Genomic DNA, 26,095 nt, shown 5'->3' with positions numbered 1-26,095 from the left:
ACAGCGAAAGCTTTTAGCCTAACCTAACCCTATCAATAACAAAGCCGCGGTAAAAGCGGCTTTGTTTGATTCAGCGGTAAGCAACAACAAAACTACAACGTAAAACGCCCCACCATATCTTCCACTACTTGCTTCATCAGCTTATCGTGCACAGCACGGCGGCGGTCTGCTGCCTTGGCACCTATAGAAACCGCATCACTGGTGCCCTGTACCAATTGGTCGTTGTAAGCCGCGTACTCTTGCGGTGTATAAGGCTGACAATAACCATCGATACAGTACACATAGGTATTTGCCACTATTTGATCGGCATCTTCCTGCGATTGCACATTATTCCACTCGTAGAACCAGATAGCGCGGCCATTTTCTACCAGAGTGACACTGGCATTGATACTGGCACTGAGTACTTCAATGCCCGCTATCATGGCTTGTTCGTTTTGCTTAGCGTACGTATCAAGTAAATTAGCCATATAACTGTCGACCGCTGTTGGTACTTTGCTGCCACCAGAGGTGATGTAAAAACGTCTGTCCCAACGAGCATCCTGACCAGCCTGAGTCACACCGCGCTCCAGTGAGTTGATCTGAAACATAGCGTCGGCTTTGAGTTTTTTCGCCGCATCCAGATGAGAGGTCGATACCGTCATTTCGTTTTGCAGTACTTTCCAGCTGATCACACCAAAACCTGCTTTGGCCAACGAGCTCTCAATTTGCGCCATTTCGACACCACAAGTGGTTTGCATTACGTTGGTTTCAGCACGAGCTGTACCAGTGCGCTGCGACTGTGATTCGCTGACACAAAAATCCGGTGCTTTTACTGCAATAGTGGCGATACGCGGGAAGTTTGCTTCAAAACCCTGACCCTTGGTAATAGTGGCCGGTATACGATCCGATGCCGCACTCATTTTAAAATTCGATTCCACCTGATAGTAATCATAAGAACTACAACCGGTCATCAGTAAAGCAAAGCCGGTCAGGCTTAACAATTTCAACAGATTCTTCATACCTCTATTCCTTTTTTGTTTTTGCATGGAGGATTGATTCGGGGGTCGGTTCAGTAAATTTGCCAATACAGATCAGGTGGCGTAGAAACTTCTGCTTGACGGCCAATAACCCGGCCTTCTTTATTAAAAGCCTCCAGATTACTGCAGGTCACGGCCAGTGGGATCACCAGACTGCGGCCTGTTTTCAGCTCGCGCGCCAGCACTCTGTCGTTGCTGTCGTCATTAGCTTCGCAAGAACGTTCTACGATACGGTCTATGGTTTCACCAGTGGAATTCACCACTGTCAGTTCGGGGGCTTTGATATTGGGACTATAGGTCTCAGCGCATGAGCTTAAAACAAGCAGGCTGAGACCCAAAAAGAGAAAAGAATATGTCTTAGTCATTGATCTGGCTTTAATATTTTAATTATTCCAGACCTGAGTATTGAACAAATTAAAAAACCGTCAAGTTTTGATCAATTTTTAATCGCTAAATTTTTGCTTTATTTTGCTTTTCCAACTTTTTTACCTCTAACCACAACGCCTCCATCTGATCCAGAGTACTTTGTGCCGGACTAGAGCCTTGCTCGACCAGTGCCTGCTCAACCTGCCGGAAACGTCGTTCAAACTTTTGATTGGCCTGGCGCATGACTTTTTCCGGGTCAAACCCTTGTTTGCGCACTACATTGATCAGCGCAAACATTAAATCTCCCAACTCTTCTTCCAGTTCAGCCGCGCCAGCTGGTAATTCAGCCACTTCCTGAATTTCTTCCTGCACTTTATCCCAGGCACCAGCTACATCAGGCCAGTCAAACCCCACCTGCGCACAACGTTTTTGCAGTTTGTAGGCACGGCTTAAGGCCGGCATAGCCAGTGGAATATTATCCAGCACAGAGGTTTTGCCAGAAGCAGTGCGTTCTGTGGTTTTAATCGCTTCCCAGTTTTGCAGTACGGCTTTGCTGCTGTCTAAATTCATATCGGCAAAGACATGAGGATGGCGGCGGATCAGTTTGTCGTTAATGGCGGCAGCGCAGTCGTCAAACTCAAAACGGCCTTCTTCTTTGGCAATCTGGGCGTAAAACACCACCTGAAATAATAAGTCGCCCAGCTCGTCTTTGAGCTCAGCATAATCTTCGCGCGCTATGGCATCCGCCACTTCATAAGCTTCTTCCAGCGTATAAGGCACTATGCTCTGATAAGTTTGCTCTTTGTCCCAGGGACAGCCGTTTTGTGGGTCCCGCAGTCTGGCCATAATGGCCAATAGTTGCTGAAGTGGTTGTGACACAGTAAATCCTGTAGAAAAGACGCCGGAGCTCAGGGCCCCGGCGTTATTTAATAAAACATATTGAATTTAAAATCAGTGAAACCGTTTCGCTTCGATCACATCATCAATCTGGCTGACTTTGGTCAGTAGCTTGTTCAGTGAATCCAGGTTATACAGCTCCATCGTCATAATGATAGTGGCGGTTTGCTGCGAAATGTCCGAATTACTGCTCATCCGCAACACGTTGGCTTTTTCATTCGCCAGAATACTGGTGATATCGCGTAACAAGCCATTGCGGTCATGCGCCACAATACGAATAGTCACTTCATAACCTGAAGCGTATTTATCGCCCCAGGTTGCTTCCACCACCCGTTCACGATGCGCTTCCTGCAGCACTTTAAATTGCTCACAGTCGTCGCGGTGTACAGCAATACCGCGGCCTTGGGTGATATAGCCAACAATAGCGTCACCCGGCAGCGGCTGGCAGCAACCGGCCATATGAGTTAATAAGTTACCTACGCCCTGCACTACCACATGGCTTTTTGGCTGATTCGAAATAGGTTTACTGATCAGGCGCGGGTCGATCTCAGGCTGCTGCAATTTGCCCGACTGGCTTTGTATGTAATGCACCACTTGGGTGACTTTAATTTCACCGCCGCCAATACCAGCCAAAATCTCTTCCATGCTGTTGACGTTAAAACGCGCCAGCACCTTAGGAATATTATCGATACTCAGATTCAGGCGGTTTAATTCGGTATCCAGCAGTTCTTTACCTGCCGCTATATTTTTATCCCTGTCCTGCAGGCGGAACCAGTACTGCACTTTGGAACGGGCGCGGCTGGATTTTAAATAGCCCGAGTTCGGGTTAAGCCAGTCGCGGCTTGGGTTAGGCTCGCGGCCTGTTAAAATTTCAATTTGATCACCGGTTTTCAGCTGATAGGTAAAAGGCACAATACGGCCAGAAATCTTCGCGCCTATGCAGCGGTGACCCACATTAGAATGCACATAATAGGCAAAATCCAGCGGTGTGGAGCCAACAGGCAAATCGACGATATCGCCTTTTGGCGTAAAGACATAAACCCTGTCTTCTGTGACCTGATTTTTAAGCTCTTCGGCTAAATCCGAGCCGTCGACCAGCTCTTCCTGCCAGGCCAAGAGTTTACGCAACCAGCCAATTTTTTCATCGAGCTGGCCTTCTTTACCCGCATGGCCTGCGCCTTCTTTGTAACGCCAGTGTGCCGCTACACCTAACTCAGCGTCGTCATGCATCTGATGAGTACGAATTTGAATTTCGACAGGGCGACCGGCAGGACCAAGTACCACGGTATGAATAGACTGATAGCCGTTTTGTTTTGGCGTGGCTATATAATCGTCGAATTCTTTCGGTAAGTGCCGCCAGGAGGTATGCACTATGCCCAAAGCGGCGTAACAGTCCTGCACCTTAGTGGTGACAATACGCACGGCACGAATATCGTACAGCTGATCAAAAGCCAGCTGCTTTTTCTGCATCTTTTTCCAGATACTGAAAATATGTTTAGGCCGACCGTACACTTCGACCGAAATGGCGGCGTCCTGCATTTTTTGCCGCACTGAGGCGACAAAATCCTGCATGTACTGCTCACGGTCTAAGCGCTTTTCTTCCAGCAAACTGGCAATTTGTTTATAGGTTTGTGGGTGCAGGTAACGAAAAGCTAAGTCTTCCAGCTCCCATTTGATTTGGCCTATCCCCAAACGGTTCGCCAGTGGGCCAAAAATCGCATTGGTTTCTTTGGCGGCCAGTACGCGGGTTTCTTCGTCGGCGTTTTTTACCGAGCGCAGGTAACAAATTTGTGCCGCCAGCTTTAACACCACAGCGCGCACATCTTCCACCATGGCCAATAACATACGGCGCAGGTTGTCGGCTTGTTGTGGATTGCTGCTTTGATTGGGCCCAACAGGAATAGAACGAATAGCTTCCATCTGGCGCACGGCGTTCAGCATCGCCAATACGGCTGAGCAAAACTGAGTTTCCACCTGCTCCAGTTCAATCAGTTTGGCGTCCACTAATGGAAATAACAGGGCTGCAGTTAAGGCATCTTTGTCCATGCGCAAATCAGCCAGAATTTCGACCATCTCCCAGCCCGTTTGTACTTCGGGCTCCTGATCGGTCAGATTCTGTTGATGTAACCAGAGTTCAGCATCCAGCAGCGCGCTGATTTTGGCTTCAGGTAAACCTAATGCACTTAACCAGCTCTGAGTGCCGCCTGGGTGGTATTCGGCGCTATGTGATTGCCTTACCGTCACCATTCGTTACTTTCTCCTGTAAAACAAGGCCATCAACTCCAGATGGCTGGTTTGTGGAAACATGTCCATTGCACTGATTTTATCCAGCTGATAGCCACAAGCCAGTAATACTTTTGCATCCCGGGCAAAAGTAAGCGGATTACAGGACACGTACAATATCCGTGCCGGACTTAAGCCCGCTATTTGTTCTATGGCTCCAACAGCACCAGCACGTGCCGGGTCGAGCAGCACTTTTTGGTACTTCGGCTGATTCCAGTCGGCTTTTGGCCATGGCAGATGCAAGTCAGCCTGGCTAAAACTCAGGTTGTTCAGACCATTGAGCTCTGCATTGGATTCTGCTCGTTGCACCATAGTGGTGACACCCTCCAGTCCATGCACCCATTTAACGCGTTGCGCTAAGGCCAGACTGAAATTCCCTATACCAGAATACAGCTCCAGCACCTGGTCGTCAGGCTGCAGACTGAGCCAATCCAGTGCCTGCTGCACCATTTGTTGATTAATACTCTGATTTACCTGAATAAAATCAGCGGCAGAAAACTTAAGCTTTAAAGCCAAATCAGGCAAAGCGTAGCTGGGTTCTGCAGTTCCGACTTGCCAATGCTGATAAAGTTCAGGCTCTGCTTCACCTATCCAGACAGCTTCTGGCCAAGCCTGGATCAAAGCCTGTTGATCGGACGCTGGCAAAGGCCGGATATGCCGCACTATTAAATAGACCTGACCGTCCGCATCCAGCGCTTCGACATGCGTAATAGCTGCGCCTTGTTGCAGTGTTGGCAATTGCTGTTGCAACACATTAAATACTGGCGCTAAAGCCGGGCTTAGCACCAGACAGTGCTCAACAGAGGTAATAACTTTGTCGTTGGCTTTCCGAAAGCCCACAGTAAATTGCTGCGTTTTTTTATCAAACCAAACGCCAATACGGGCTTTACGTCTATAACCCTGCCCCTCGCTTTTCAGCGGTGCCTGCCAGGGTAAGCTGGTTAAGCCAGTTTGATGGCGGATCAGTTGGTCCACCCCTTGCTGCTTTAATTCCAGCTGGTGTTCTGCCGACAAATACTGCAGCTGACAACCGCCACAGTCAGCAAAATGCTTGCATGCTGCTGTCTGGCGCAAAGGCGAAGCCTGCAGCACTTTCACTACTTTGCCTTTGGCTGATTTGTCTTTTTGCTCGGTCAACTGCACTTTCACCCGCTCGCCGGGCAAAGCGCCACTGACGAAGACAATACGCTTTTGCTCAAAACCTATGCCCTGAGCTTCGTGATCCAGACGTTCAATCTGTACTTCGATTTGTTTTAACTGTTGAGGTTTATCTCTGGCGCCTTTGGTTGCCTGATAAATTTTGACCATCTGGACTTAGTACCTGTGGTGGGCTTTTTGTAAGCCTTGTGTCATTATCAATTCGCTCCGGACTATTCTATCAAGCAGCGCTACAGATGACGAAAATTGGTTTAAGAGATTGGGTCTTATTGACCACCCTGGTGCCGACCTTACTGGTCAGTTTATGCCTTGGGGGTTATTTTAGCTATGCCCGCTATCATGATTTGGCCCAGTATCTGGAAGAACAGGCTGAAAACATTGCAGTACCCTTAGCTATCGCCAGCGAACATGCCTTATTACATAACAGCAGACAGGACGTCAAACGTTTGCTGGATGTCAGTCACAGAAAAAACTCAGCGCTGGTGAAAAGTATCGCCATTTTTAATGCCGACCATGAGCTTTTTGTCACGACCAACTATCACAAAGACTTCGCCATGCTGAAGTACGAGTCCAGCAGCGCTATTCCACAGCAAAGCACTATCACGGATCTGGGCAACTGGCTGGTGATCCGTACCCCTATTCTGCCGGAACAGGCCGATTTCAGCACAGCGCCAGCCGATCAACCTTTGGGTTATATCTCAGTTCAGGTGGCTAAAGATAAAGTTATGCTGGCACAGCAAACTTCTTTACTCAGCAGTTTGCTGATGATTTTATTAGGCCTTGCTGCCTGTGTGTATTTCAGTTTGCGGCTGATAAAAAAAGTCAGCCAGCCTCTGCAACAAATGGGAGATGTCATAGCGCAACTGCGTGAGGGCAACTATCAAAGCCAATTGCAACAGCCATTTTTAGGTGAACTGGAGCAGTTACGTACCGGTATTAATGCACTGGCTACTGCGCTGAAAACGCACGACGAAGAAATGCAGCAAAGCATTGAACAGGCTACCAGCGACTTACAACAAAGTATGGAACAGCTGGAAATGCAGAACATTGAGCTGGACCTGTCACGCAAAAAAGCAATGGAAGATAACCGCAGCAAATCTGACTTCCTCGCTAAAATGTCTCACGAATTACGTACACCGCTGAATGCGGTTATCGGCTTTGCCCGGCAGCTCCTCAAAACTAACCTGACCCATAACCAGCAGGACTATCTGGCCACTATTCAAAAGTCTGCCAACAGCTTACTCAGTCTGGTGAATGATGTATTGGATTACGCCAGGCTGGAAGAAGGCCGGATGCCGATTAATCCTGAGCCTTTTTCATTACGTGATTTGCTGCACGACGCGGTGGAGTTATTGGCTTCGAATGCCTTTGATAAGCAGCTTGAATTGGTGCTGTTGATCGACAACAGCTGTCCTGACGATTTAATTGCCGACCCGATGCGGATTAATCAGATCCTGACCAATATTGCCGGTAATGCCATTAAATTCACAGAACAAGGCAGCGTGGTGATCCGCGTTAGCGGTCGGCCTATGCCTGATGAGCAATGGCAACTGCGTTTTTCGGTGCAGGATACCGGCATAGGTATTTCTGAAGAACAACAAAAAAGTTTGTTTGGTGGCTTTACCCAGGCAGATAACAGTATTGGCCGGCGTTATGGTGGCACAGGTTTGGGTTTAGTGATTTCTCAGCGCCTGGTGACAGCCATGGGCGGCAAAATTGGTTTTGAAAGTAAAGCCGGTGAAGGTTCGACCTTCTGGTTTACCTTGCTGTGCAAACGCCATCACTTATCCATAGCCGAGCCTTTGCCCCTGGCGGAATTGAAGCAGAAAACTATTTTGTATTTTGAACCCCAACAGTATTCGCGAGAGGCCATGTTGGCCCAGTTGGATCAGTGGGGGATGAATATCATCAGTTGCAGCAATATGAGTCAGCTCAGTCAAACTCTGGCTTTGCAGCCACAAATAGATGTGGCACTCATTGGTCGTTCTATATCCCTGAATCAGGTGAATCAGGTGATTGAGCTACTGCAGCAGTTACAACTGCATAGTGACCAGCTGTATTTGCTGGTCAATACCTTATCGCCTAACTTACGTGAAGTACTGCAGGCCTCTGGCGCCAAAGCTGTGTTATCCAAACCTGCGCATTACCGCAAACTGGCCATGACTCTGGCGCAGCCTTATTTAGATTTTCCTGAGCAAAACCCCTTGCAGGACAAACCCAAAGCTCGTTTACGGGTGTTGTCAGTGGACGATAATGAAGCCAACTTAAAGCTGATTAATACCCTGCTGTCTGAAATGGTAGAGCAAGTGGATTCAGCCCGTAATGGCGCCGAAGCCTGGCAAAAAGCCAACCAGCAGCATTATGATCTGATTTTTATGGATATTAATATGCCTGTGATGGACGGCATTCAAGCCTGTCAGCGCATTCAACAAAGCTCGCTGAACGAAGCGACACCTATTATAGCTGTAACGGCACATGCCTTAGAGGGCGAACGTGAGCGGCTTCTCTCTTTAGGCTTTTGTGAGTTTTTAACTAAACCTCTGGATGAAAAACTGCTGCATTACACCTTGCGTGAATGTTGCCCTGATTTTCAGCAAGCATTAGCCGCCTCAACCAGTGAAAATCAACTACCGCAAAGCAAACAACTGGATTGGACTCTGGCTTTGCAAAGAGCGGGCGGAAAACTGGATTTAGCCAAAGAAATGTTATGGATGCTGGTGCAGTCTTTACCCGACAGCTTGCTACTGATCCAGCAGGCGATGCAGCAACAGGACGCTGAACAACTACTGCAGCATATCCACAAACTGCATGGTGCCAGTTGTTATACGGGCTTGCCCGTATTGAAGCAACTGACAGAACTGATTGAAACTGAACTTAAAAAAGGCAAACAAACCGAACAACTGGAACCGGAGTTGTTTGAATTGCAGGACAGGATCCAGTCTTTATTACAGGACGCGAAAAACTGGCCGCCATTGGTGACAGAGCCCACACCGACAAAAGTGTCAGGCTAATCCTTAGCGTATGTACGGCGTTTCAGCAAAATGTCGTTGATTTGCTCTACAGTGGTATCGGTTTCACAGGGCGTGCTGGTCATTAACCAGATTGCGCCCTTACGTGACTCCGCTGGCGGAATTTTCCAGCAGCCATGCTCACCTTTCATCAACTCAGAGCCATCGGCATAAGTTTTTACTGTTTTTAGCATGGCCGGAGCAAGCTCACCTTCTGCTGCACTGCCGGACCTGCTCACAACCTCAGGTTGTTGTTGTCTTGGCACTGCTGGCTCCAGAGTTTTCGCAGCAACAGCAGCGAAAGCACGATCAGCCAGCGACATGGCAGCTGTAGATTGAGATGGTTTTGTTACTTCTGGTCGCGTATTTGTGGCAGGCTCAGCACTGGCGATGCCTTCAGATCCGCTTATCACCTTGGATTTGGTCGTTTTACTGCGGACAACAGATGGTTTTGCAGGCGGAGCAATGACAGGCACAGGCCAGCTGTTCTGACCAGCGGGCAGCGTTTCATGCTGGGAAATAACTTTTGGTTTTTCGCGGACCTGTGTATAGCTGTAAGTCTGGATCACCGCAAAAGGAGCTGGTTTTTCAGGTGCAGGAAGAGTGAGAAGAGTCAGAGCCCACAGCAATAACGCATGCGCTACAACAGAAAATATCCATATTTTCAAAGCAAAACTCCGATGTCAGACTGAAATCTCTGACATCGGAGTACCTCGAAAATTCAATGGTACGGCACAACGCATCATCTAAAACTCTGGTAGATCAGCCCTGAAAAAACTGGACCTTATTACGCCCTTGTTGTTTGGCCTGATACATAGCGGTATCCGCATCTTCAATCAACTTGGTTAAGTGGTAACCGGAGATTTCAGCTGAAGTCACACCAAAACTGGCACTTAATTTAAAGTCATACCCCGAAGCTGCAGTGTCAATATTACTGATAGCATCCCGGCAGATATCCGCCAGTAAATGTGCTTTATCGCTCTGACAACCTGGTAATAAGATAGCAAACTCTTCGCCACCAATACGGCCAAACACATCGTTATTGCGCATAAAATTACGGCAGGTATCCACGGTCTGGCGTAACGCCCAATCGCCTGCAGCATGGCCATGCTGATCGTTAATCTGTTTAAAATGGTCCAGATCAAACACAATAAGCGCAGCAGGTAACTGACCTTTTTCACACAAAGCCAAAGCCCCTTTGGCTGAAGTGGAAAAGTGGTATCTGTTGCTGATAGCGGTTAAATCATCATACTCAGCTAAAGCTTTAAAACGCTGGCGGGCAATAAAACTTCGATAAGCCATCACAGCAAAACCTAACACCAACACAGCTAAAGCAATAATCAATAGTTTATTCAAGGTAGCCTGATGTCTCAGTGTGGTTTGCTCGTACTGCAACAATTGATTGTCTTTGTCCAGTAAGGCAATTTTTTGACTCTGCGCCAAAATCTCTGAGTGAGCCGTATGGTAGGCCATCTGTTGGGCTGACTTATCATCCATAAAAGCTGTGAACGCGGCAGTATACTGTTCATGATAGCCAAGTGCCTGCTGGTAGTCTTTTTCTTGTTTAGCGGCACGATACAAAACCTGATAAGAGTGGACTAGTGGAAAGTAGTTTTTAAAAGACGCTGCCTCAGCGACAACCAGGTTGGCGTATGCTTTGGCCTGGTCCAACTCACCCAGCATTAAGAAGCTCTCAGCCAACAAATAATTGAATTCTGTGATTAAGCGCAAATATTTAGTATCCGCAGCTTTTTTATGTTCTTTAAGTAAAAGCTGCTTACTCTGCTCATAAAGTCCTTCTTTAAATAATAATTTTGCCTTGGTCACCATAATAAGTTGCCTCCACAGCGGCTCATTATGGTCTTCACAGTAGCGGATACCTGAGTCTATCTCACGCTTCAACAACTCTGTCTGATCACTGGAATACCAAGCTTCAAGACGCAATTGATAAGCAGCACATACTGAATTTTCACTGGGGTTCTCTGCGATAAGCTGGTCTAGATAAGAAACAGATAAGTCATAACGTTCAATCATGGTATACATCATAGCTATGACTCTTAAACCATGCTCTCTGGCTATAGGCTGGTGTACTTGAGGCAATTGATTGATCAACTGTTCAAAATACAAAAATGCGTCGAGATACCTTCTGACAATGATAAGACTATTGATTGATAAAGCTTTAGCGCGAAAAGAGATGGCCAGATCTGAGTTTGCAGTCAATGGCTGTAATATCAATAGCGCTTGATCTATATCGCCAAGGTAACTGAGCTTATATGCCTTGAGTAACTGCAGATAATCAGTTTCGAAAGGTGATAATTGCGTTCCACTCTTCGCTAAAACATCAATACCTTCGCTGAATTCTGCAAATTTTGAACTCTTGATTTTATCGAGATAAGTTAACTGCTCTACTGACGCCTGCAGAGCAGTTGGCAGGGTAAACGCAAATAAAAATAGAGGCAGCCAGAATATCTGCCGCCTGTATCTTCTTGTATCGCCAAAAATCACGGGCAAAACTAACCAACCTTCAAGACGGAACTAATCTCTTTTTCAGGCTGATCTTCAGGCTCATCCTGTGGTTCTTCTTCCGGCTCTTCTGCAGGGTGAAGTCCACACACCACATTAGTCCTGGCTCCTAACAAATGCTCAAGCCGGGCTTGATCGCCCGCGATGACTGCATCAATTAACGCAGGATCCGTGTCCGTCATTAAGGTTGCCAACTGTTCAGCATCTGCATGACGAAACTCCGCGTTTTGGCCCAACGTCTCTAACAAACTGATAATATTTGACATCATAACTCCACAACAATAAAACTAAGCATCAATCCAAGCTTGATACCAGAAGGGCTCACGCAAACCCACTTTAAAGCGATAAAATTAAAAGCACAAGCGCACAAAAAAGCTCTTGATTTAAATTTTTATCAGAATGGTACTAAAGCATCATTATGTTTCACCCAGTAGGTTCTGGGGCAGATTAAATCAGGTTGAAAACCGGTTTTTACGACCAGTTGCACTGCGGCTTTATTTTTAGGATCTAAATCACCTTTGATCACTGCACCCTGAAAGTGGAGCTGTACCCGTTGAATGAGTGCGGCCAAAGCTTCCCTTGCATAGCCCTTACCATGCCAGGGGCGCAATAACATAATACCGACTTCAACTTCTGCAGTTTCACTATTCCATTGATTGATAGCGCACAAGCCTGCGCTTTGCCCGTGCGCCACAATGGTCAGAAATAATCGTTTAAAAGGAGTGTTGGCATTAAGACCTAAGGCTATCTGAAAGCTATGTTTGGCTTTTTCAGGCAGCAAAGGCTTACCAATAAAAGCCATAGACGCAGTATTGGTATACAAATCCAGATACAACTGCAGGTCCTGTTCAGCTAAAGGCCGGATCAGCAAACGTGAGCTGCTGATCACAAAATGTTCTGCTGTTGCAGCGTACAACCACTCTGTTGCCATGTTAATTTTCTTGGGCGGCCAGAATGTTCAATTGATCCAGAATCACCCTATTGGCTTTAGCAACAGTAGCAGGCGGTATTACCAAGGTCGTTTTTAAGTCCATCTGTGCTTTAGGTAAATCAGATAAAGCAATAGGTTCAATCCGGGGCTGTTGAATAGGTAAAGTAACGGCTTCGTATAAGATGACCTGATGATCCAGTGGATACCATTGACTCAAGAGTTCAACCAAAACCTCACGATATGCACTGCCTGTGCTGAATTTCGCCAGTGACTTATCCCCAGCCACACCGGGTTGCCATAAAATTAAGTAGGCTGCTGTATCTATAGTGCGCTGATAAAACATCAGATTACTGGCTTCATAATGCTGGCAGCCGTAAGTGCCCGGGTCCAGACCCAAGTCGGCATACAAACAATCTTCGGCTGAAATACCGGGCTCCATATGAGCCCTGTAACCTGCCGCAACAGCTTCTTTTATCGCCTGATGCGGCACCCAGGCAAACACGCCGGGATGGCCGTAAAAAGCACCACAGACTTTTTTACCTGCATGCACTTCAGCCAGTATAGCTGCCACCATTTGCTGATAGGTGATCATGCGGGATTGGCCCTCACAGTAATAAGGCTGCAGGCTACGCACATCGGCATTCATACTCTGGATCCAGAGTTCGGTAGTACCATCTGCGACCAGAACAAACACCACATCAGCCTGTTCAATATAACTACGGGATAAAGGGCTGATATGAGAACCCAAGGTCATACCTGTGCCTACACAAACCAAACTACCTTTTTGCATGAACGTCACCAACGACCAAATAGAGACTCTTTATACCTCAAGATACAGTGACATGGGTAGGGCTCAGAAGCTCAGTCAACAAAGCGGCAGCTTCAAGTACGAAGGCTAAAAGTTAGGATTCGAGAATCACGGTAGCACAGGCGTAGGCTTGTTCATCACTGATAGACAGCCAGACTGAACGCACTTGCATGGAATCAGCCAGTTCTTTAGCCGGGCCTGTCAGTTCAAGTTGTGGCCGACCTGAAGGGTCGTTGCTAACGGTAAAATGTTGAAAGGAAATACCCCGGCCTATGCCGGTACCCAAGGCTTTCGCTGCCGCTTCTTTCGCAGCAAAACGTTTGGCGAAATATCGGGCTGGCTGACCATGAGCAGCCAGAATTTGCTGCTCAGATTCAGTCAATACCCGTTGCACTAAACGGGGGGAGCGCGCCAGACTGTGCTCGATACGCGCTATTTCAATAATGTCGGTACCTAAACCAACAATGGCCATTAACGGCGCGCCTCGACCATCAGGCGTTTCATTTCAGCTACTGCAGGGCCTAAACCAGAGAAAATGGCGCGGGCGACAATAGCATGGCCAATATTCAGCTCGTACATTTGCTCAATTGCAGCTATAGGCTGCACATTATGGTAATGCAGACCATGCCCGGCGTTGACTGTTAAGCCCAACGAAGCGGCATAAGCGGCAGCTTCAGTGATCCGCTCCAGTTCTGCTTTTTGCTTTTTCGGATCCGTCGCTTCAGCGTACTGGCCTGTATGAATTTCAATATAAGGTGCACCCGCTTTAGCAGCTGCAGCTATTTGTTTTTCATCAGCGTCGATAAACAAGGACACTAAAATATTGTCTTGTTGCAGACGAAGCACAGCATCCTGAATTTTATCGAACTGACCTGCCACTTCCAAACCACCTTCTGTGGTTAGTTCCTGGCGTTTTTCCGGTACTAAACAGCAGAATTCAGGTTTCAGTTGTGCGGCTATGCCTAACATTTCCTCAGTCACAGCCATTTCGAAATTTAAACGGGTGGCGATGGTTTGACGCAACACAAATAAATCGCGGTCCTGAATATGGCGACGGTCTTCACGTAAATGCACCGTAATACCGTCAGCACCAAACTGCTCCGCCAATAAAGCCGCATGCACAGGTTCAGGGTAATAAGTGCCACGAGCCTGACGTAAAGTGGCAACGTGATCGATATTGATACCTAAATAAATGGGGCTCATAACTAATTCCTGATCGATTGAAATAATGCTCTGCTGCTCAAAGGTTTGCTGCCAAGCAAAGGCGCTAACCATAAACGGCTCAACTGCTTGGCGGTTTTTAATACGTCGTCCTGCTGCCAGTGCTGCTGCCCTATGGCTTTCAGAGTTTCACCTTTCCAGCCTTTGCCTGCAATTTGCCAGCCTTGCTCGGGCCACCACTGATACAAAGCGCCGTCCTGTAAAGCCTCACCTGCAGAATCGTAATCCCAATCCACCGGCTGGCCTAACTCAGTCAGTAAGGAAAATTCAAACTGACGTAAACAGGGTTCCAAATCATCAGTGAGCAATTGCTGCAACGTCTGCAGATACAACTCAAATAACGCATCTGAACCGACGCTTTGTGGCCATAACCGGCAAATCAGCTCGTTTAAATACATGGCGCCAAACAGCTTTTCGCCTTGTAGCAGAAAAGCTGGACCTGCTTCTTCCGCTTTACTTACGGTTTTTAAATCAGAACGGCCCACCAGTTCCAGCTGTAATAGCTGAAAAGGCTGCAAGGATAGACGTTGTTGTTTTTTACTGGCAGATTTGCGTATGACGGCGCTGACCCTACCCAGTTCAGGCAGCAGCAGTTGCACTAACAACTGCTGTTCCTTAAAAGCGCGGCTGTGCAGAATAAAAGCTGGCCAGCTGCGATTGTCCATCTAGTCTTCGCCGTAACCTAAGCTACGTAAAGCACGCTCATCATCAGCCCAGCCAGATTTCACTTTGACCCAGACCTGCAAAAATACTGGCTGTTCAAACAAGGTTTCCATATCTTTACGGGCTTCAGTGGCAATAGTTTTAATGCGTTCGCCTTTTTTACCTATCACCATCTGCTTTTGAGTATCTCGTTCAACCAAAACCAAAGCGGCGATGTGGTAATGTTTTTCTTCCCATTTAAAGCGCTCAATTTCAACTGTCACCGCATAAGGCAATTCGTCACCAAGGAAACGCATCAGCTTTTCACGGACTATCTCAGACGCCATAAAACGGCTGCTGCGATCCGTGACATACTCTTCCGGGAAAAAGAATTCACAAGGGGGTAACTGCTTTTGCACTAAGGCCCGCAGCTCCTGCACATTAGTGCCTTTTTCTGCAGATAAAGGCACAATTTGCATAAAATCAAGCTGACTGCTCAGCCACTGTAAATGCGGCAATAACTCTTCTTTGTCTTTGTATAAATCGACTTTATTCACCACCAGCAACACTGGTTTTTTCGCTGCGATCAGACGATTTAATACCATCTGGTCGTCGTCTGTCCAACGTGTTCCTTCGACGACAAAAATAATCAGCTCTACATCCAGTATGGTGCTGGCTGCAGCTTTGTTCATCAGGCGATTAATGGCACGTTTTTCTTCGATATGCAGGCCAGGAGTATCAACATACACTGTCTGGTAATTATCCTGAGTGTCTATGCCAACGATACGGTGACGGGTAGTCTGGGGTTTACGCGACGTAATACTAACCTTCTGACCAACCAGCTGGTTTAATAAAGTGGATTTACCCACATTTGGACGGCCAACTATGGCAACCAGTCCGGCAAAAGTCTCAGTGGTCATTTTTTATCTGTTCCAACAACATTCGTGCTGAATCCTGTTCAGCTTTACGTCTGGAATTGCCAGACGCGATCACAGGGGCTCTGCCCTGCACAGTACAACGCACGGTAAACACCTGATCATGGTCTTCACCCTGGGTATCAATGACTTCGTACAAAGGCAAAGCTAAACGCCGACCTTGCAAGTATTCCTGCAGCTGGGTTTTACTGTCTTTTTGCACACCGGGTTGGATGCCAGTTAGACGGCTGCCAAACCAGCTTAAAATCCGCTCTTTGCAAGCATCAATACCAGAATCTAAAAAGATAGCACCTAAAATAGCCTCTACGGCGTCAGCCTGAATAGATTCACGGCGCAGGCCACCACTTTTCATCTCACCAGGGCCTAGCCGCAGGTATTCAGCCAGCTCCAGCTCTTTGGCTATTTCTGCCAGAGTAATGCCTTTGACCAAAGAAGAACGCATGCGGGTTAAATCGCCTTCGCGGGCTTTCGGGAAATGTTTGTAGAGTGCTTCGGCAATCACCATGCTGAGCAGGGCGTCACCTAAAAATTCCAGCCGCTCATTATGCTCACCTTTGCAACTGCGGTGAGTCAGGGCTTGTTCGAGTAAAGCGACCTGCTGAAACTGGTAACCCAGCTTTTTCATCAGGCCGCTGACAGGTTTTTGCATTAATTAATTTTGCCTAAACGTTCAAAACGAACTCCGACCGGTACCCAGGAAGGTAACCAGTTGTCCGGATCGTCACTAAATTCAAAACTCATCCAGATAAAGACCGCTTTACCGACCAGATTTTCTTCAGGTACAAAACCCCAGAAACGGCTGTCGCGGCTATTATCGCGGTTGTCACCTAAAGCAAAATAATGGCCTTCCGGGACAATAAACTCTTCAATAGCTGTACCTGGTTGCTTGTAGTACTGCATCAGGTTTTCCGACTTAAACGGATGCTGCAGTATGTCGTGTTTGTGCTCGCCAAATTGCTCTGAATAACGCTTGGTTGGCAATTCGCCATCCATAAACTCGCCTTCGGCTTGCAAAGTTAAAGGCACAGCTTCTAAACCAGGGCAGGTACTTTTATCCGCTGCGGTACAAGCAGGCTGAATAAACAACTGTTTGTTCTTGTAGACGATACGGTCGCCCGGCAAACCTACAGTACGTTTAATAAAATCGACTGTTGGCTGCTCCGGGTATTTAAATACGATCACGTCGCCACGCTCTGGGCGGCCAGTCGTGATCAGCGGCTTACGCCAGACCGGATCTTTCACATCGTACGAAAACTTTTCCACCAGAATAAAATCACCGACCAACAAGGTAGGCATCATCGAGCCTGATGGGATCTGGAATGGCTCATACAAAAACGAACGGATAATAGTAATAGCCAGAATGAGCGGGAAAATTTCTTTGGCTGTTTCTGCCAGATAAGAAGGCTTTCCCAGTTCTTCTACCACATTTAACGGCAGGCCGCCGGCTGCAGCAGCCTGAGCGGTCGCAACTTTAACTTTACGCTTAGGCGCAAATACCAGTACATCGATCAGCCAGATTAAACCACTGGCCAAGGTCAATACTACGAGGAAAATTGCAAAATAACCTGCCATAACTACCCTTGTTATTATTTACCGACTTTAAGAATAGCAAGGAAGGCTTCCTGCGGAACTTCCACATTACCTACCTGCTTCATACGCTTTTTACCGTCTTTCTGTTTCTGTAACAGCTTTTTCTTCCGGCTGATATCGCCGCCATAACACTTGGCCAATACGTTTTTACGCAACTGCTTGACCGTAGTACGAGCAATGACGTGTGCGCCAATGGCGGCCTGAATCGCAATATCAAACATCTGACGAGGGATCAGATCTTTGAGTTTTTCAGCCAGTTCACGACCACGGCTTTGGGCAAAGTCTTTATGACTGATGATCGCCAAAGCATCGACCCGCTCACCGTTGATCAGAATATCAACCCGTGACATGTCAGAAGTCTGGAAACGTTTAAAGGCGTAATCCAGCGAGGCATAACCGCGGCTGGTTGACTTTAAGCGGTCGAAGAAATCCATCACCACTTCAGCCATTGGCAGTTCATACACCACTGCAACCTGACGGCCGTGGTAAGTCATATTCATCTGCACACCACGTTTTTCGATACAAAGGTTAATCACGTTACCTAAGTATTCCTGTGGCACCAGAATATGAGCTTCAACAATTGGCTCACGAATTTCGTCTATGTTACCTACAGGCGGCAATGCACTTGGGTTATCCACCATCACGGTTTCACCGTTTTTGGTGATCACTTCGTACACTACGGTAGGCGCTGTGGTGATTAAATCTAAATCGTATTCACGCTCTAAACGTTCCTGAATAATTTCCATGTGCAGCATGCCCAGGAAACCAATACGGAAACCAAAACCTAAAGCGCTGGAGCTTTCTGGTTCATAAAATAGTGAAGAGTCGTTTAAACTAAGTTTTTCCAAAGCATCACGGAAATCTTCGTAGTCGTCGGAAGACACAGGGAAGACGCCGGCATACACCTGAGGTTTAATGCGCTTAAAACCTGGTAATGGCTCAGAGGCAGGATTTTTGGCTAAAGTTAAAGTATCACCAACAGGCGCACCTTTGATTTCTTTGATACCACAGATGACAAAACCTACTTCACCTGTACTTAAAATACCTGTGTTGTTAGCTTTAGGCGTAAATACACCTACTTTGTCGACTTCATACACCATGCCGGTCGACATCACTTTGATTTTGTCTTTCAGCTGGATTTTGCCGTGTTTTACACGAACCAGTGACACGACGCCCTGATAAGGGTCGAACCAGGAGTCGATAATTAAGGCCTGAGTAGGAGCATCTACATCCCCCTCAGGGCAAGGAATATTAGCGACTATAGTTTCCAATACATCTTCAATACCTAAACCTGTTTTGGCAGAACATTGCACTGCACCCACAGCTTCAATGCCGATAATGTCTTCAATTTCTTCAGCAACGCGGTCTGGATCGGCTTGTGGTAAGTCGATTTTATTCAGAATTGGCAATACTTCGAGGTTCATTTCCAGCGCTGTGTAGCAGTTGGCTACTGTCTGAGCTTCTACGCCCTGACCGGCATCAACCACTAATAAAGCACCTTCACAGGCCGCTAAAGAACGGCTGACTTCGTAAGTAAAGTCGACGTGACCTGGTGTATCGATAAAGTTCAGCTGATAAGTTTCGCCATCTTTAGCTTTGTAATGCAAAGTCACGCTTTGCGCTTTAATAGTGATGCCACGTTCACGTTCCAGATCCATTGAATCTAAAACCTGCGCCTGCATTTCACGATCGCTTAAGCCACCACAGTGTTGGATCAGACGATCCGACAAGGTAGATTTGCCATGGTCGATGTGGGCTATGACTGAAAAGTTACGAATATGAGTAATTTTTGGCATTTTTTCCGCTAAAGCTGCTATCAGGTGGCCCCTGTCTGACCCTTATGGTCACAAACCGGACGAACACCAAAGTTGATTCAGATAAATTTGCCGCGAATTGTACTCGATCTCTGCATTGGTTGCTATGTGTTCAGATGTTACAGCGAATTTCAGCGCAGCTTTAATCTGTGATCCGGACATGTTGCACAGCAAGCTCCGGCAATATGGCGAGGATTTCTATTTGCTCTTGCGCGGTCGCTGGCCCAGTGAAAAAACGCGCAACGACAAAACCAGCCAGCAAAGCGGTTAAAGAGCCCAGCACTACGGCCGTTTCGGCCAGTTGTAACCGACTAAGCAAAGCTGCCACTGCAATAAGACAAAATAATGGCAGCAAATACAACAAAGCGGCAGCAGACAACAGATGCTGTTCGCTGACGGCAATTTTAACTTTTTGCCCTTCTAATAACTGCAACTGGCTTTTGACAAAAAACAGGTTTTCACGTGGAGTTAAGGCTTTAGCAACAACTCCAGTACCGCAGTCATTGTTGGCCTGACAGGAGTTACAGCTGCTGACACTTTGAGTTTTTAGCCAGACACCATCGCTCTGGCTTTTCATCACTGTAGCAATTTCTTCCAGCATTTAGCGCACCGACTCAGCAATTTGCCGGGCATTTTCAATAGATACAGGACCTATCACTGTGACGTCAAATTGATTTTTAGGCATCACAAAGATGGTCGTAGCGCCATCCCGGAAAGCCTGAGCTGGCAAGCTTGCGCTGGGCTGCACAAACACAGATACCTGATGCAAACCGTCAGACAACAGCCATTGCTCCAGCACTTGATTTGGCACCATAGCAGCGGTCACTGCAACTTGTTGGTACCCTTCAGGTAACCAGGACAATTCCAGAGGACTTTCAGGCAAAGCGGCAACAGGCATAGTTTCAGCTATAGCAGGCAACTCAGCTTTAGCCGCGATACTTAAAGTTTCAGGCAAAGCGGAGTGCGGCAGAATATGGGTCACCACCCAACGCTCTAATACTTCATTCTGTACAGTCAGGGTATCTATTTTTAACGGAAACCCCGTTTCACTGTCCAGCCACAACCAATAACCAGGTCTGCCGTTTTGTAGCGGAGTTAAACGCAGCAGTTGGGCTGAACGACCAGATAACTGAGTGGCGCCACCTGGCACTGCGTCATACAGCGCTTTAATAGACTCAATATCACGGTACAGCAAGGCTGGTAACTCTTTAATTGTACCGCTATTCGTTGCTAACGGCGTTTTCTCAGGGGCAATGTAATACACCATCTGATTGCGACGCAGTATTTCAACACCACTTTGTTCCAGCGGCATTAATTGTTCTATTTCGGCCTCATTTTGTACGCCATGGACCCACCGATAGCTATCTACCTGGTTAGGTTTAATCACAACAAAGGAAGCTTCGAAGTTAAATTGGCGAACTGAGCTTTGACTACGCTCAAACCATTCCCAACCCGAGACTTCAGCGAAGCTCAGGTTGGAGTAAAACAAGATGATCAAGGCACTACTTAAGCCTTTCCAACTCATATTTATTGCTCTTGAACTGGTTTCTCAGCAGGGGTTTGCGGAGCTTTCTGCTGTGCAGTGTCCATCACCCGGATTTGCTGACGATGTGCCTGCAGCAGTTGCTGCAAACGTTTTTGTTGTTCTAACATGGCCTGACGCTGTTCCTGTTCAAAACGGGAATCAACTGAGGTCTGGCTCAGGCTAACAGGAGTTGCAAACCCTGCCACTGGCTGCGTTTGTAACACAGGAAGAGGTGAGTTCAGATCTGCATCCTGAGCTGTGCCCTGAAACTGTTGTACACCTAACACTGCAATTAATGCAACGCTGGCCGCAACAGTACCCTGCAAACCAGTTTTGAACCAACCGGTATTGGCCGCTTCACCCAGTTTTTTCCAGAATGACACTGGCGTATCTTGTCTCTGTACTGCAGGGCTGCTTTCTAACTGATAAGCAGGTTCCTGATCCAACAGGCTGGCAAAGTTATCTGCAAACTGCATATCCAGTTGAGCCGGCAATTCATTACGAATAGCAGCACCAATCAAATGATAACGCGCGAAGCTTTGCTGTAATTCAGCGTCTTGCAGTAAACGGTCTAATTGTTCCGGACTAATCGCTTCGTTATCGCTAGCAGCCGAGAGCCAATCTGATTTTTCTGACAACATACCGATTCCTGTTTAGTAGAGGTTCAACTAATGAGCGGCTTTAACTGCGCATCAATAGCTTCACGTGCACGGAAAATCCGGCTTCTGACTGTCCCTATAGGACAACCCATCACTTCCGCAATCTCTTCGTAACTTAAACCATCCAATTCACGCAAAGTTATAGCTGTGCGCAATTCGTCAGGCAACTTTTCGATGGTATCGAACACTACGTGCCGGATTTCTTCGGATAACAAAAGCTTTTCCGGAGAATCCTGCTCTTTTAACGCATCGCTGCCGTCATAAAACTCGGCATCGTCCGCATCTACATCTGTAGATGGTGGTTTGCGTCCTGTCGCTACCAGGTAATTTTTAGCGCTGTTCACAGCTATCCGATACAACCAGGTGTAAAATGCACTCTCGCCACGAAAGCCAGGAATAGCACGGTAAGCTTTAATAAAGGCTTCCTGAGCTACGTCTGCCACATCGCCATGGTTAGAGACATAACGTGAGATTAAGTTCGCAATTCTATGTTGGTATTTTTTTACCAACAGATTAAAGGCTGCTTTATCCCCTTGTTGTACCCGCTGGACAATCTGCCAATCCAATTCTTGCTCGCTCATCCGAGCCTTTCCCCTAATGCTAAATACTACTTTCTTTTTGCAACTGGCGCTCGTCAAGCGTACCCTTATGACTGGAAGCTATATGAATAGTTCTGCAAATAAGTAAAAAAAGTTACAATTTGCCGCAAATCAAACGGCCAGTTGCCGAAAAGTAGCGTATAAAGACCCAAATTACAGACATTTATGTGTTTTTGACTGAATAAGTGTATCCCATGCAACAACAAAAAAAACATCTTTGTGACGTATTAATTATTGGCAGCGGTGCTGCAGGTTTATCGCTGGCTTTGCATCTGGCTGACAACGCCAAAGTGATAGTGCTGAGTAAAGGTCCCTTACGTGAGGGTTCTACTTTGTATGCTCAGGGTGGTATCGCTGCTGTTTTCGATGAAAACGACAGTATCGCCTCCCATGTCGACGACACTTTAATAGCAGGCGCAGGCTTGTGCGAAGCAGCAGCAGTGCAATTTACCGCCGAGCATGCCAAAGATGCGATGGAATGGTTAATAGCCCAGGGCGTGCCTTTTGATCAGTACAAAGACGAAGACGGCGTGCTGAAATATCATTTGACCCGTGAAGGTGGACACAGCCACAGACGCATTTTACACGCTGCGGATGCCACTGGCCGCGCTGTGCAAATCACCCTGGTGGAACAGGTCAAAGGCCATCCGAATATTCAGTTGCTGGAAAACTACAACGCTATTGATTTAATTACCTCAAGCAAGCTCGGATTAGCAGGGCAAAAATGCCACGGTGCTTACGTCTGGAACCGTGATGAAGAATGTGTCGAAGTCATAGGCGCTAAATGTGTCGCTTTGGCGACAGGCGGAGCCAGCAAAGTCTATCTGTATACGAGTAATCCTGATGTGGCTAGTGGTGATGGCATAGCGATGGCATGGCGCGCAGGTTGTAGCGTAGCCAATATGGAATTTAATCAGTTCCATCCAACCAGTTTGTACCATCCTGAAGCGCAAAATTATCTGATCACAGAAGCCATGCGTGGTGAAGGTGCCTATTTAAAGCGGCCTGATGGCAGTCGTTTTATGCCTGATTTTGATGAAAGAGCTGAATTAGCGCCACGCGATATTGTGGCACGCGCCATTGACTATGAAATGAAAAAGCTCGGTGCACACTGTGTCTATCTGGATATCAGTCATAAACCGAAAGACTTTATCATTGAGCACTTCCCGACTATTTACGCTAAATGTTTAAGTGTCGGCATCGACATCACTAAACAACCTATTCCTGTGGTGCCGGCAGCGCATTACACCTGCGGTGGTGTCATGACGAATCTGAATGGTCAAACCGATATTGATAACCTGTATGCGGTAGGTGAAGTAGCCTACACAGGCTTACATGGCGCTAACCGCATGGCCAGCAATTCCTTGCTGGAATGTATCGTCTTTGCTCAGTCTGCAGCACGACACATTAAACAGCAACTGGAGTCTACCCGCTTAGTCACTGAACTGCCTTGCTGGGATGAAAGCCGCGTCACTGACTCAGATGAAGAGGTAGTGATTACTCACAACTGGCATGAACTACGGCTTTTTATGTGGGATTATGTCGGTATAGTCCGTACTGAAAAGCGTTTAGAGCGGGCGTTGCACAGAGTTGAATTATTACAGCGTGAAATTCAGGATTATTATCGTAACTTCCGAGTGAGCAATAATCTGTTGGAGCTGCGTAATTTAACTATGGTGGCTGAACTGATTATTCGCAGCGCCATGCAGCGCAAAGAAAGCCGGGGCCTACATTACAATCTGGATTATCCGGAGCAGTTAGCCAAACCCACTCCTACTATCTTAACGCCGGTTCGCTGAACCGGCTTGTTGCTGCCATTTAACGCTCTGACAAACCCGGGCCAGACTGCGAAAATGCTCTTCCGATAAATTATCTCTGTATACCCATAACTGCTGTGGTCGTTGATATATATCCTGCCAGCGCAACCAAATTCCTAACTGAGACACTAAAGACTCAGGCAACAACTGCCCTGCCGGCAGTTCATCCTGCCACCATTTCAGCTCGCCCTTTTCGCTTAAAAACAGCAGTCGCGCTTTGACGGGTTGTTGCCATTGCCGCAGCAGTTGATAAAAACAAAAGAACAACCAGGGCCATAACACCAGCCACCACAAAGCATAAAAAGGTTGCAGCAGAAAAATGAGCAAAATAAACAGACTTTGCGCCAGATAGACAATCCGGCGCATACGGGATGGCACAAAGCTTAGGTTATACCCGTACTCTGTTAACAATGATAGTCACCATCTCCTGCAACTCTGGATCTGCAGATTTACCATGGCCCATAAACCAGGCAAATAAATCCGGATCATCGCAAGCTAACAGGGTTTCAAAAGTATGTTTTTGTGCATCGGTTAACGCGTCATATCCTTCTTCAACAAAGGGGGCTAATAGCACATCAAGCTCTAACATGCCACGACGACAGGCCCAGCGCAGGCGGGGTTTACCCATGAGTTCTTTCATATTTACCTCTCGTTCTTGAAGACGCAACCGCGCTTACAGCTTTGGTATTGACCGGATTCTAACAAAAAAACCATATAGGGGTTGAGCTTTTGGCCAGATTCCCCAATGATCACTATAGTATTTTAAGAGACTTACCCTTATGCAAGCATCCTGGATCAGTGCCGATCAACTCGCATCCTTAACTACCTTAGTGCAAAGTGCCTTTATCAGTCCGTTGCCGGGCTTTGAAAGTCTGATTATCGCAGGGCCAGATAACCGTAAATATCTGCAGGGTCAGGTGACTGCGGACTTAAACACGCTGGCAGCTGACAACTTCCTGCGTGGCGCTCATTGTGATGCCAAAGGCAAAATGTGGGCCCAGTTTCATTTATGTGCTGAAGGCGATGCCTTATGGTACATAGGTTTTAGGGACGAACTGCAGGCCTCAGCCACTCAACTGAAAAAATTTGGGGTATTTTCTAAAGTCAGCTTTGAGGCTGGCCATGACACGTTAGCTATTTTAGGTATCAGTGGCACAGGTACAGCAGCTTTACTGGAGCAATTGGGTTACACCCAGCCTGCCGCTGCCGGCCAGTTAAGCTCTGTAGCGGGCGGTAAATTGTTGCGTTTGGCTGATGAACATTACCTGTTAATACTGGATTTTGCTCATGCCAGACAATTATTGGCGGAACAATCGGCTTATCTGGCGGCGCCAACCTTGTGGTTAGCTCAGCATATTCAACAAGGATTCTCCTATTTAGAACAAGCTGTAATTGGCGAATATGTACCACAGATGCTGAATTTACAAAGTATCGACGCCATTAGTTTTACCAAAGGTTGTTATATAGGTCAGGAAACTGTGGCCCGAATGAAATATCTGGGTAAAAATAAAAGAGCAGCTTATATCCTCAGTAGTCAAACAGAGGAAACTCCGGCCAGCGGTACAGATATTGAAGTACAATGGTCGGAAAACTGGCGTCGGGTTGGCCAGGTCATTAATGCGGTGAATATTCAGGGGCAACTTTGGGTGTTGGCGGTGTTACCAAACGATATAAACCCAGCTGATCCTCTGCGATTAGCAACTCCGGATGCATCGGTTTTAGCGATATCACCTTTGCCCTATTCACTCGCGTAACTGAGGTTTGCATGAGCATACAAGCAGAAAAAGTAGTCGCCATTCATTACACTGTGGCTGACAAAGCAGGCAACGAATTAGACAGTTCAGCTGGCGGCGAACCGCTGGTATTTATTTTTGGTACTGGTGCCTTAATTCATGGTTTGGAACAGGCTTTATTAGGTAAAACTGTAGGCGATAAATTCAAAGCTGAAGTACCAGCGGCAGAAGCCTACGGTGATCGTCATGATGAATTAACTCAGGCGGTACCCCGTAATTTATTCGAAGGCATGGATGTACAGGTTGGCATGCGTTTTCGCGCTGCAGGCCCGGACGGCCGTGAGCAGTCTGTCATTGTATTAGACGTGACAGAAGACGAAGTGGTGGTCGACGGTAATCACCCACTATCAGGCATTGACCTTACTTTTGATGTCGAAGTGGTTTTAGTCCGCGACGCCACGGACGAAGAACTGGCGCATGGCCATGTACATGGTTTAGACGGCCACGCTGGTCACTAAGCAAAAAAACAAACGGAGCTACAGAGCTCCGTTTTGTTATCAAGGCTAAAAA

At 47.1% G+C, this 26,095-nt stretch carries 27 protein-coding genes; 4 read left to right on the top strand and 23 right to left on the bottom strand.

Going from position 1 to position 26,095, the window contains the following annotated elements:
- Positions 1 to 92: 92 nt before the first annotated feature.
- The 5 genes from IEW88_RS15880 to rlmD all read right to left on the bottom strand — a co-directional run bounded on the left by IEW88_RS15880 (position 93) and on the right by rlmD (position 5,870).
- Positions 93 to 998: a hypothetical protein gene (locus IEW88_RS15880; protein WP_147905008.1), complete on the bottom strand. Its 906-nt coding sequence runs from the start codon at positions 996 to 998 to the stop codon at positions 93 to 95.
- Between the two features lie 50 nt (positions 999 to 1,048).
- Positions 1,049 to 1,279, bottom strand: coding sequence for a hypothetical protein (locus IEW88_RS15875; RefSeq protein ID WP_147905007.1), 231 nt, complete (start codon positions 1,277 to 1,279; stop codon positions 1,049 to 1,051).
- A gap of 187 nt (positions 1,280 to 1,466) precedes the next feature.
- Entirely contained in the window at positions 1,467 to 2,261 is a 795-nt protein-coding gene (gene mazG / locus IEW88_RS15870) for a nucleoside triphosphate pyrophosphohydrolase (protein ID WP_147905006.1), read from the bottom strand.
- 72 nt (positions 2,262 to 2,333) lie between these two features.
- Complete coding sequence (relA, locus tag IEW88_RS15865; RefSeq protein WP_053423369.1) at positions 2,334 to 4,526, bottom strand: GTP diphosphokinase; 2,193 nt, start codon at positions 4,524 to 4,526, stop codon at positions 2,334 to 2,336.
- 3 nt (positions 4,527 to 4,529) lie between these two features.
- Entirely contained in the window at positions 4,530 to 5,870 is a 1,341-nt protein-coding gene (rlmD, locus tag IEW88_RS15860; protein ID WP_147905005.1) for a 23S rRNA (uracil(1939)-C(5))-methyltransferase RlmD, read from the bottom strand.
- 86 nt (positions 5,871 to 5,956) lie between these two features.
- Here rlmD and barA point away from each other — a divergent pair, with 86 nt between their 5' ends.
- Positions 5,957 to 8,731, top strand: coding sequence for a two-component sensor histidine kinase BarA (gene barA, locus IEW88_RS15855; protein WP_053423371.1), 2,775 nt, complete (start codon positions 5,957 to 5,959; stop codon positions 8,729 to 8,731).
- Here the strand turns inward: barA and IEW88_RS15850 are convergent.
- The 16 genes from IEW88_RS15850 to rpoE all read right to left on the bottom strand — a co-directional run bounded on the left by IEW88_RS15850 (position 8,728) and on the right by rpoE (position 21,957).
- Entirely contained in the window at positions 8,728 to 9,396 is a 669-nt protein-coding gene (locus tag IEW88_RS15850; protein ID WP_147905004.1) for a hypothetical protein, read from the bottom strand. The two genes, barA and IEW88_RS15850, sit on opposite strands and share 4 nt — an antisense overlap.
- Before the next feature lie 94 nt (positions 9,397 to 9,490).
- On the bottom strand, positions 9,491 to 11,233 hold the full coding sequence (locus tag IEW88_RS15845; protein WP_229670571.1) for a GGDEF domain-containing protein: 1,743 nt from the start codon (positions 11,231 to 11,233) through the stop codon (positions 9,491 to 9,493).
- 8 nt (positions 11,234 to 11,241) lie between these two features.
- The gene (locus tag IEW88_RS15840; RefSeq protein ID WP_147905002.1) at positions 11,242 to 11,517 is read right to left on the bottom strand and encodes a hypothetical protein; all 276 of its coding nucleotides are present in this window, start codon (positions 11,515 to 11,517) and stop codon (positions 11,242 to 11,244) included.
- 128 nt (positions 11,518 to 11,645) lie between these two features.
- Positions 11,646 to 12,182 carry a GNAT family N-acetyltransferase gene (locus IEW88_RS15835; protein WP_147905001.1) on the bottom strand — a complete coding sequence of 179 codons (537 nt, stop codon included), beginning with the start codon at positions 12,180 to 12,182 and terminating at the stop codon, positions 11,646 to 11,648.
- Position 12,183: 1 nt separating this feature from the next.
- Positions 12,184 to 12,972: an SAM-dependent methyltransferase gene (locus tag IEW88_RS15830; RefSeq protein ID WP_053423376.1), complete on the bottom strand. Its 789-nt coding sequence runs from the start codon at positions 12,970 to 12,972 to the stop codon at positions 12,184 to 12,186.
- Positions 12,973 to 13,084: 112 nt separating this feature from the next.
- Complete coding sequence (gene acpS, locus IEW88_RS15825) at positions 13,085 to 13,462, bottom strand: holo-ACP synthase (protein WP_147905000.1); 378 nt, start codon at positions 13,460 to 13,462, stop codon at positions 13,085 to 13,087.
- Complete coding sequence (gene pdxJ, locus IEW88_RS15820; protein WP_147904999.1) at positions 13,462 to 14,193, bottom strand: pyridoxine 5'-phosphate synthase; 732 nt, start codon at positions 14,191 to 14,193, stop codon at positions 13,462 to 13,464. Before pdxJ ends, acpS begins: the two co-directional genes overlap by 1 nt.
- Before the next feature lie 2 nt (positions 14,194 to 14,195).
- On the bottom strand, positions 14,196 to 14,876 hold the full coding sequence (gene recO / locus IEW88_RS15815) for a DNA repair protein RecO (protein ID WP_147904998.1): 681 nt from the start codon (positions 14,874 to 14,876) through the stop codon (positions 14,196 to 14,198).
- Positions 14,877 to 15,773, bottom strand: a complete 897-nt coding sequence (gene era, locus IEW88_RS15810) for a GTPase Era (RefSeq protein ID WP_053423380.1) — start codon at positions 15,771 to 15,773, stop codon at positions 14,877 to 14,879. It lies immediately after the preceding gene.
- Positions 15,763 to 16,437 (bottom strand): ribonuclease III, encoded by a 675-nt coding sequence (gene rnc, locus IEW88_RS15805; RefSeq protein WP_053423381.1) that lies wholly within the window; start codon positions 16,435 to 16,437, stop codon positions 15,763 to 15,765. The genes era and rnc overlap by 11 nt, the downstream gene beginning before the upstream one ends.
- A complete protein-coding gene (gene lepB / locus IEW88_RS15800; protein WP_147904997.1) occupies positions 16,437 to 17,360 on the bottom strand; it encodes a signal peptidase I in 924 nt (307 codons plus the stop codon). Before lepB ends, rnc begins: the two co-directional genes overlap by 1 nt.
- A gap of 14 nt (positions 17,361 to 17,374) precedes the next feature.
- Positions 17,375 to 19,174 carry a translation elongation factor 4 gene (lepA, locus tag IEW88_RS15795; protein WP_147904996.1) on the bottom strand — a complete coding sequence of 600 codons (1,800 nt, stop codon included), beginning with the start codon at positions 19,172 to 19,174 and terminating at the stop codon, positions 17,375 to 17,377.
- Positions 19,175 to 19,334: 160 nt separating this feature from the next.
- On the bottom strand, positions 19,335 to 19,793 hold the full coding sequence (locus tag IEW88_RS15790) for a SoxR reducing system RseC family protein (protein ID WP_053423384.1): 459 nt from the start codon (positions 19,791 to 19,793) through the stop codon (positions 19,335 to 19,337).
- A complete protein-coding gene (locus IEW88_RS15785) occupies positions 19,794 to 20,717 on the bottom strand; it encodes a MucB/RseB C-terminal domain-containing protein (RefSeq protein WP_147904995.1) in 924 nt (307 codons plus the stop codon).
- 2 nt (positions 20,718 to 20,719) lie between these two features.
- Complete coding sequence (locus IEW88_RS15780) at positions 20,720 to 21,358, bottom strand: sigma-E factor negative regulatory protein (protein WP_147904994.1); 639 nt, start codon at positions 21,356 to 21,358, stop codon at positions 20,720 to 20,722.
- A gap of 23 nt (positions 21,359 to 21,381) precedes the next feature.
- Complete coding sequence (gene rpoE, locus IEW88_RS15775; protein ID WP_053423387.1) at positions 21,382 to 21,957, bottom strand: RNA polymerase sigma factor RpoE; 576 nt, start codon at positions 21,955 to 21,957, stop codon at positions 21,382 to 21,384.
- 212 nt (positions 21,958 to 22,169) lie between these two features.
- Between rpoE and nadB the strand changes: the two genes are divergently transcribed.
- Entirely contained in the window at positions 22,170 to 23,774 is a 1,605-nt protein-coding gene (nadB, locus tag IEW88_RS15770) for an L-aspartate oxidase (protein ID WP_053423388.1), read from the top strand.
- Here the strand turns inward: nadB and IEW88_RS15765 are convergent.
- Positions 23,757 to 24,203 (bottom strand): protein YgfX, encoded by a 447-nt coding sequence (locus IEW88_RS15765; protein WP_147904993.1) that lies wholly within the window; start codon positions 24,201 to 24,203, stop codon positions 23,757 to 23,759. The genes nadB and IEW88_RS15765 overlap by 18 nt on opposite strands.
- On the bottom strand, positions 24,181 to 24,432 hold the full coding sequence (locus tag IEW88_RS15760; RefSeq protein WP_053423390.1) for an FAD assembly factor SdhE: 252 nt from the start codon (positions 24,430 to 24,432) through the stop codon (positions 24,181 to 24,183). The genes IEW88_RS15765 and IEW88_RS15760 overlap by 23 nt, the downstream gene beginning before the upstream one ends.
- A 139-nt stretch (positions 24,433 to 24,571) precedes the next feature.
- Here IEW88_RS15760 and ygfZ point away from each other — a divergent pair, with 139 nt between their 5' ends.
- Together ygfZ and IEW88_RS15750 are read left to right on the top strand one after the other, a co-directional pair.
- Positions 24,572 to 25,546: a tRNA-modifying protein YgfZ gene (gene ygfZ / locus IEW88_RS15755; RefSeq protein ID WP_147904992.1), complete on the top strand. Its 975-nt coding sequence runs from the start codon at positions 24,572 to 24,574 to the stop codon at positions 25,544 to 25,546.
- An 11-nt stretch (positions 25,547 to 25,557) separates the two neighbouring features.
- Positions 25,558 to 26,043 (top strand): FKBP-type peptidyl-prolyl cis-trans isomerase, encoded by a 486-nt coding sequence (locus IEW88_RS15750; RefSeq protein WP_053423392.1) that lies wholly within the window; start codon positions 25,558 to 25,560, stop codon positions 26,041 to 26,043.
- The last annotated feature ends 52 nt before the right edge of the window (positions 26,044 to 26,095 follow it).

Origin of the sequence: Rheinheimera tangshanensis (assembly GCF_014645135.1) — a bacterium.
Classification (GTDB): Bacteria; Pseudomonadota; Gammaproteobacteria; order Enterobacterales; family Alteromonadaceae; genus Pararheinheimera; species Pararheinheimera tangshanensis.
Note: the sequence above shows the minus strand (reverse complement) of the source record. Positions and strands in the feature narration are given on the sequence as shown.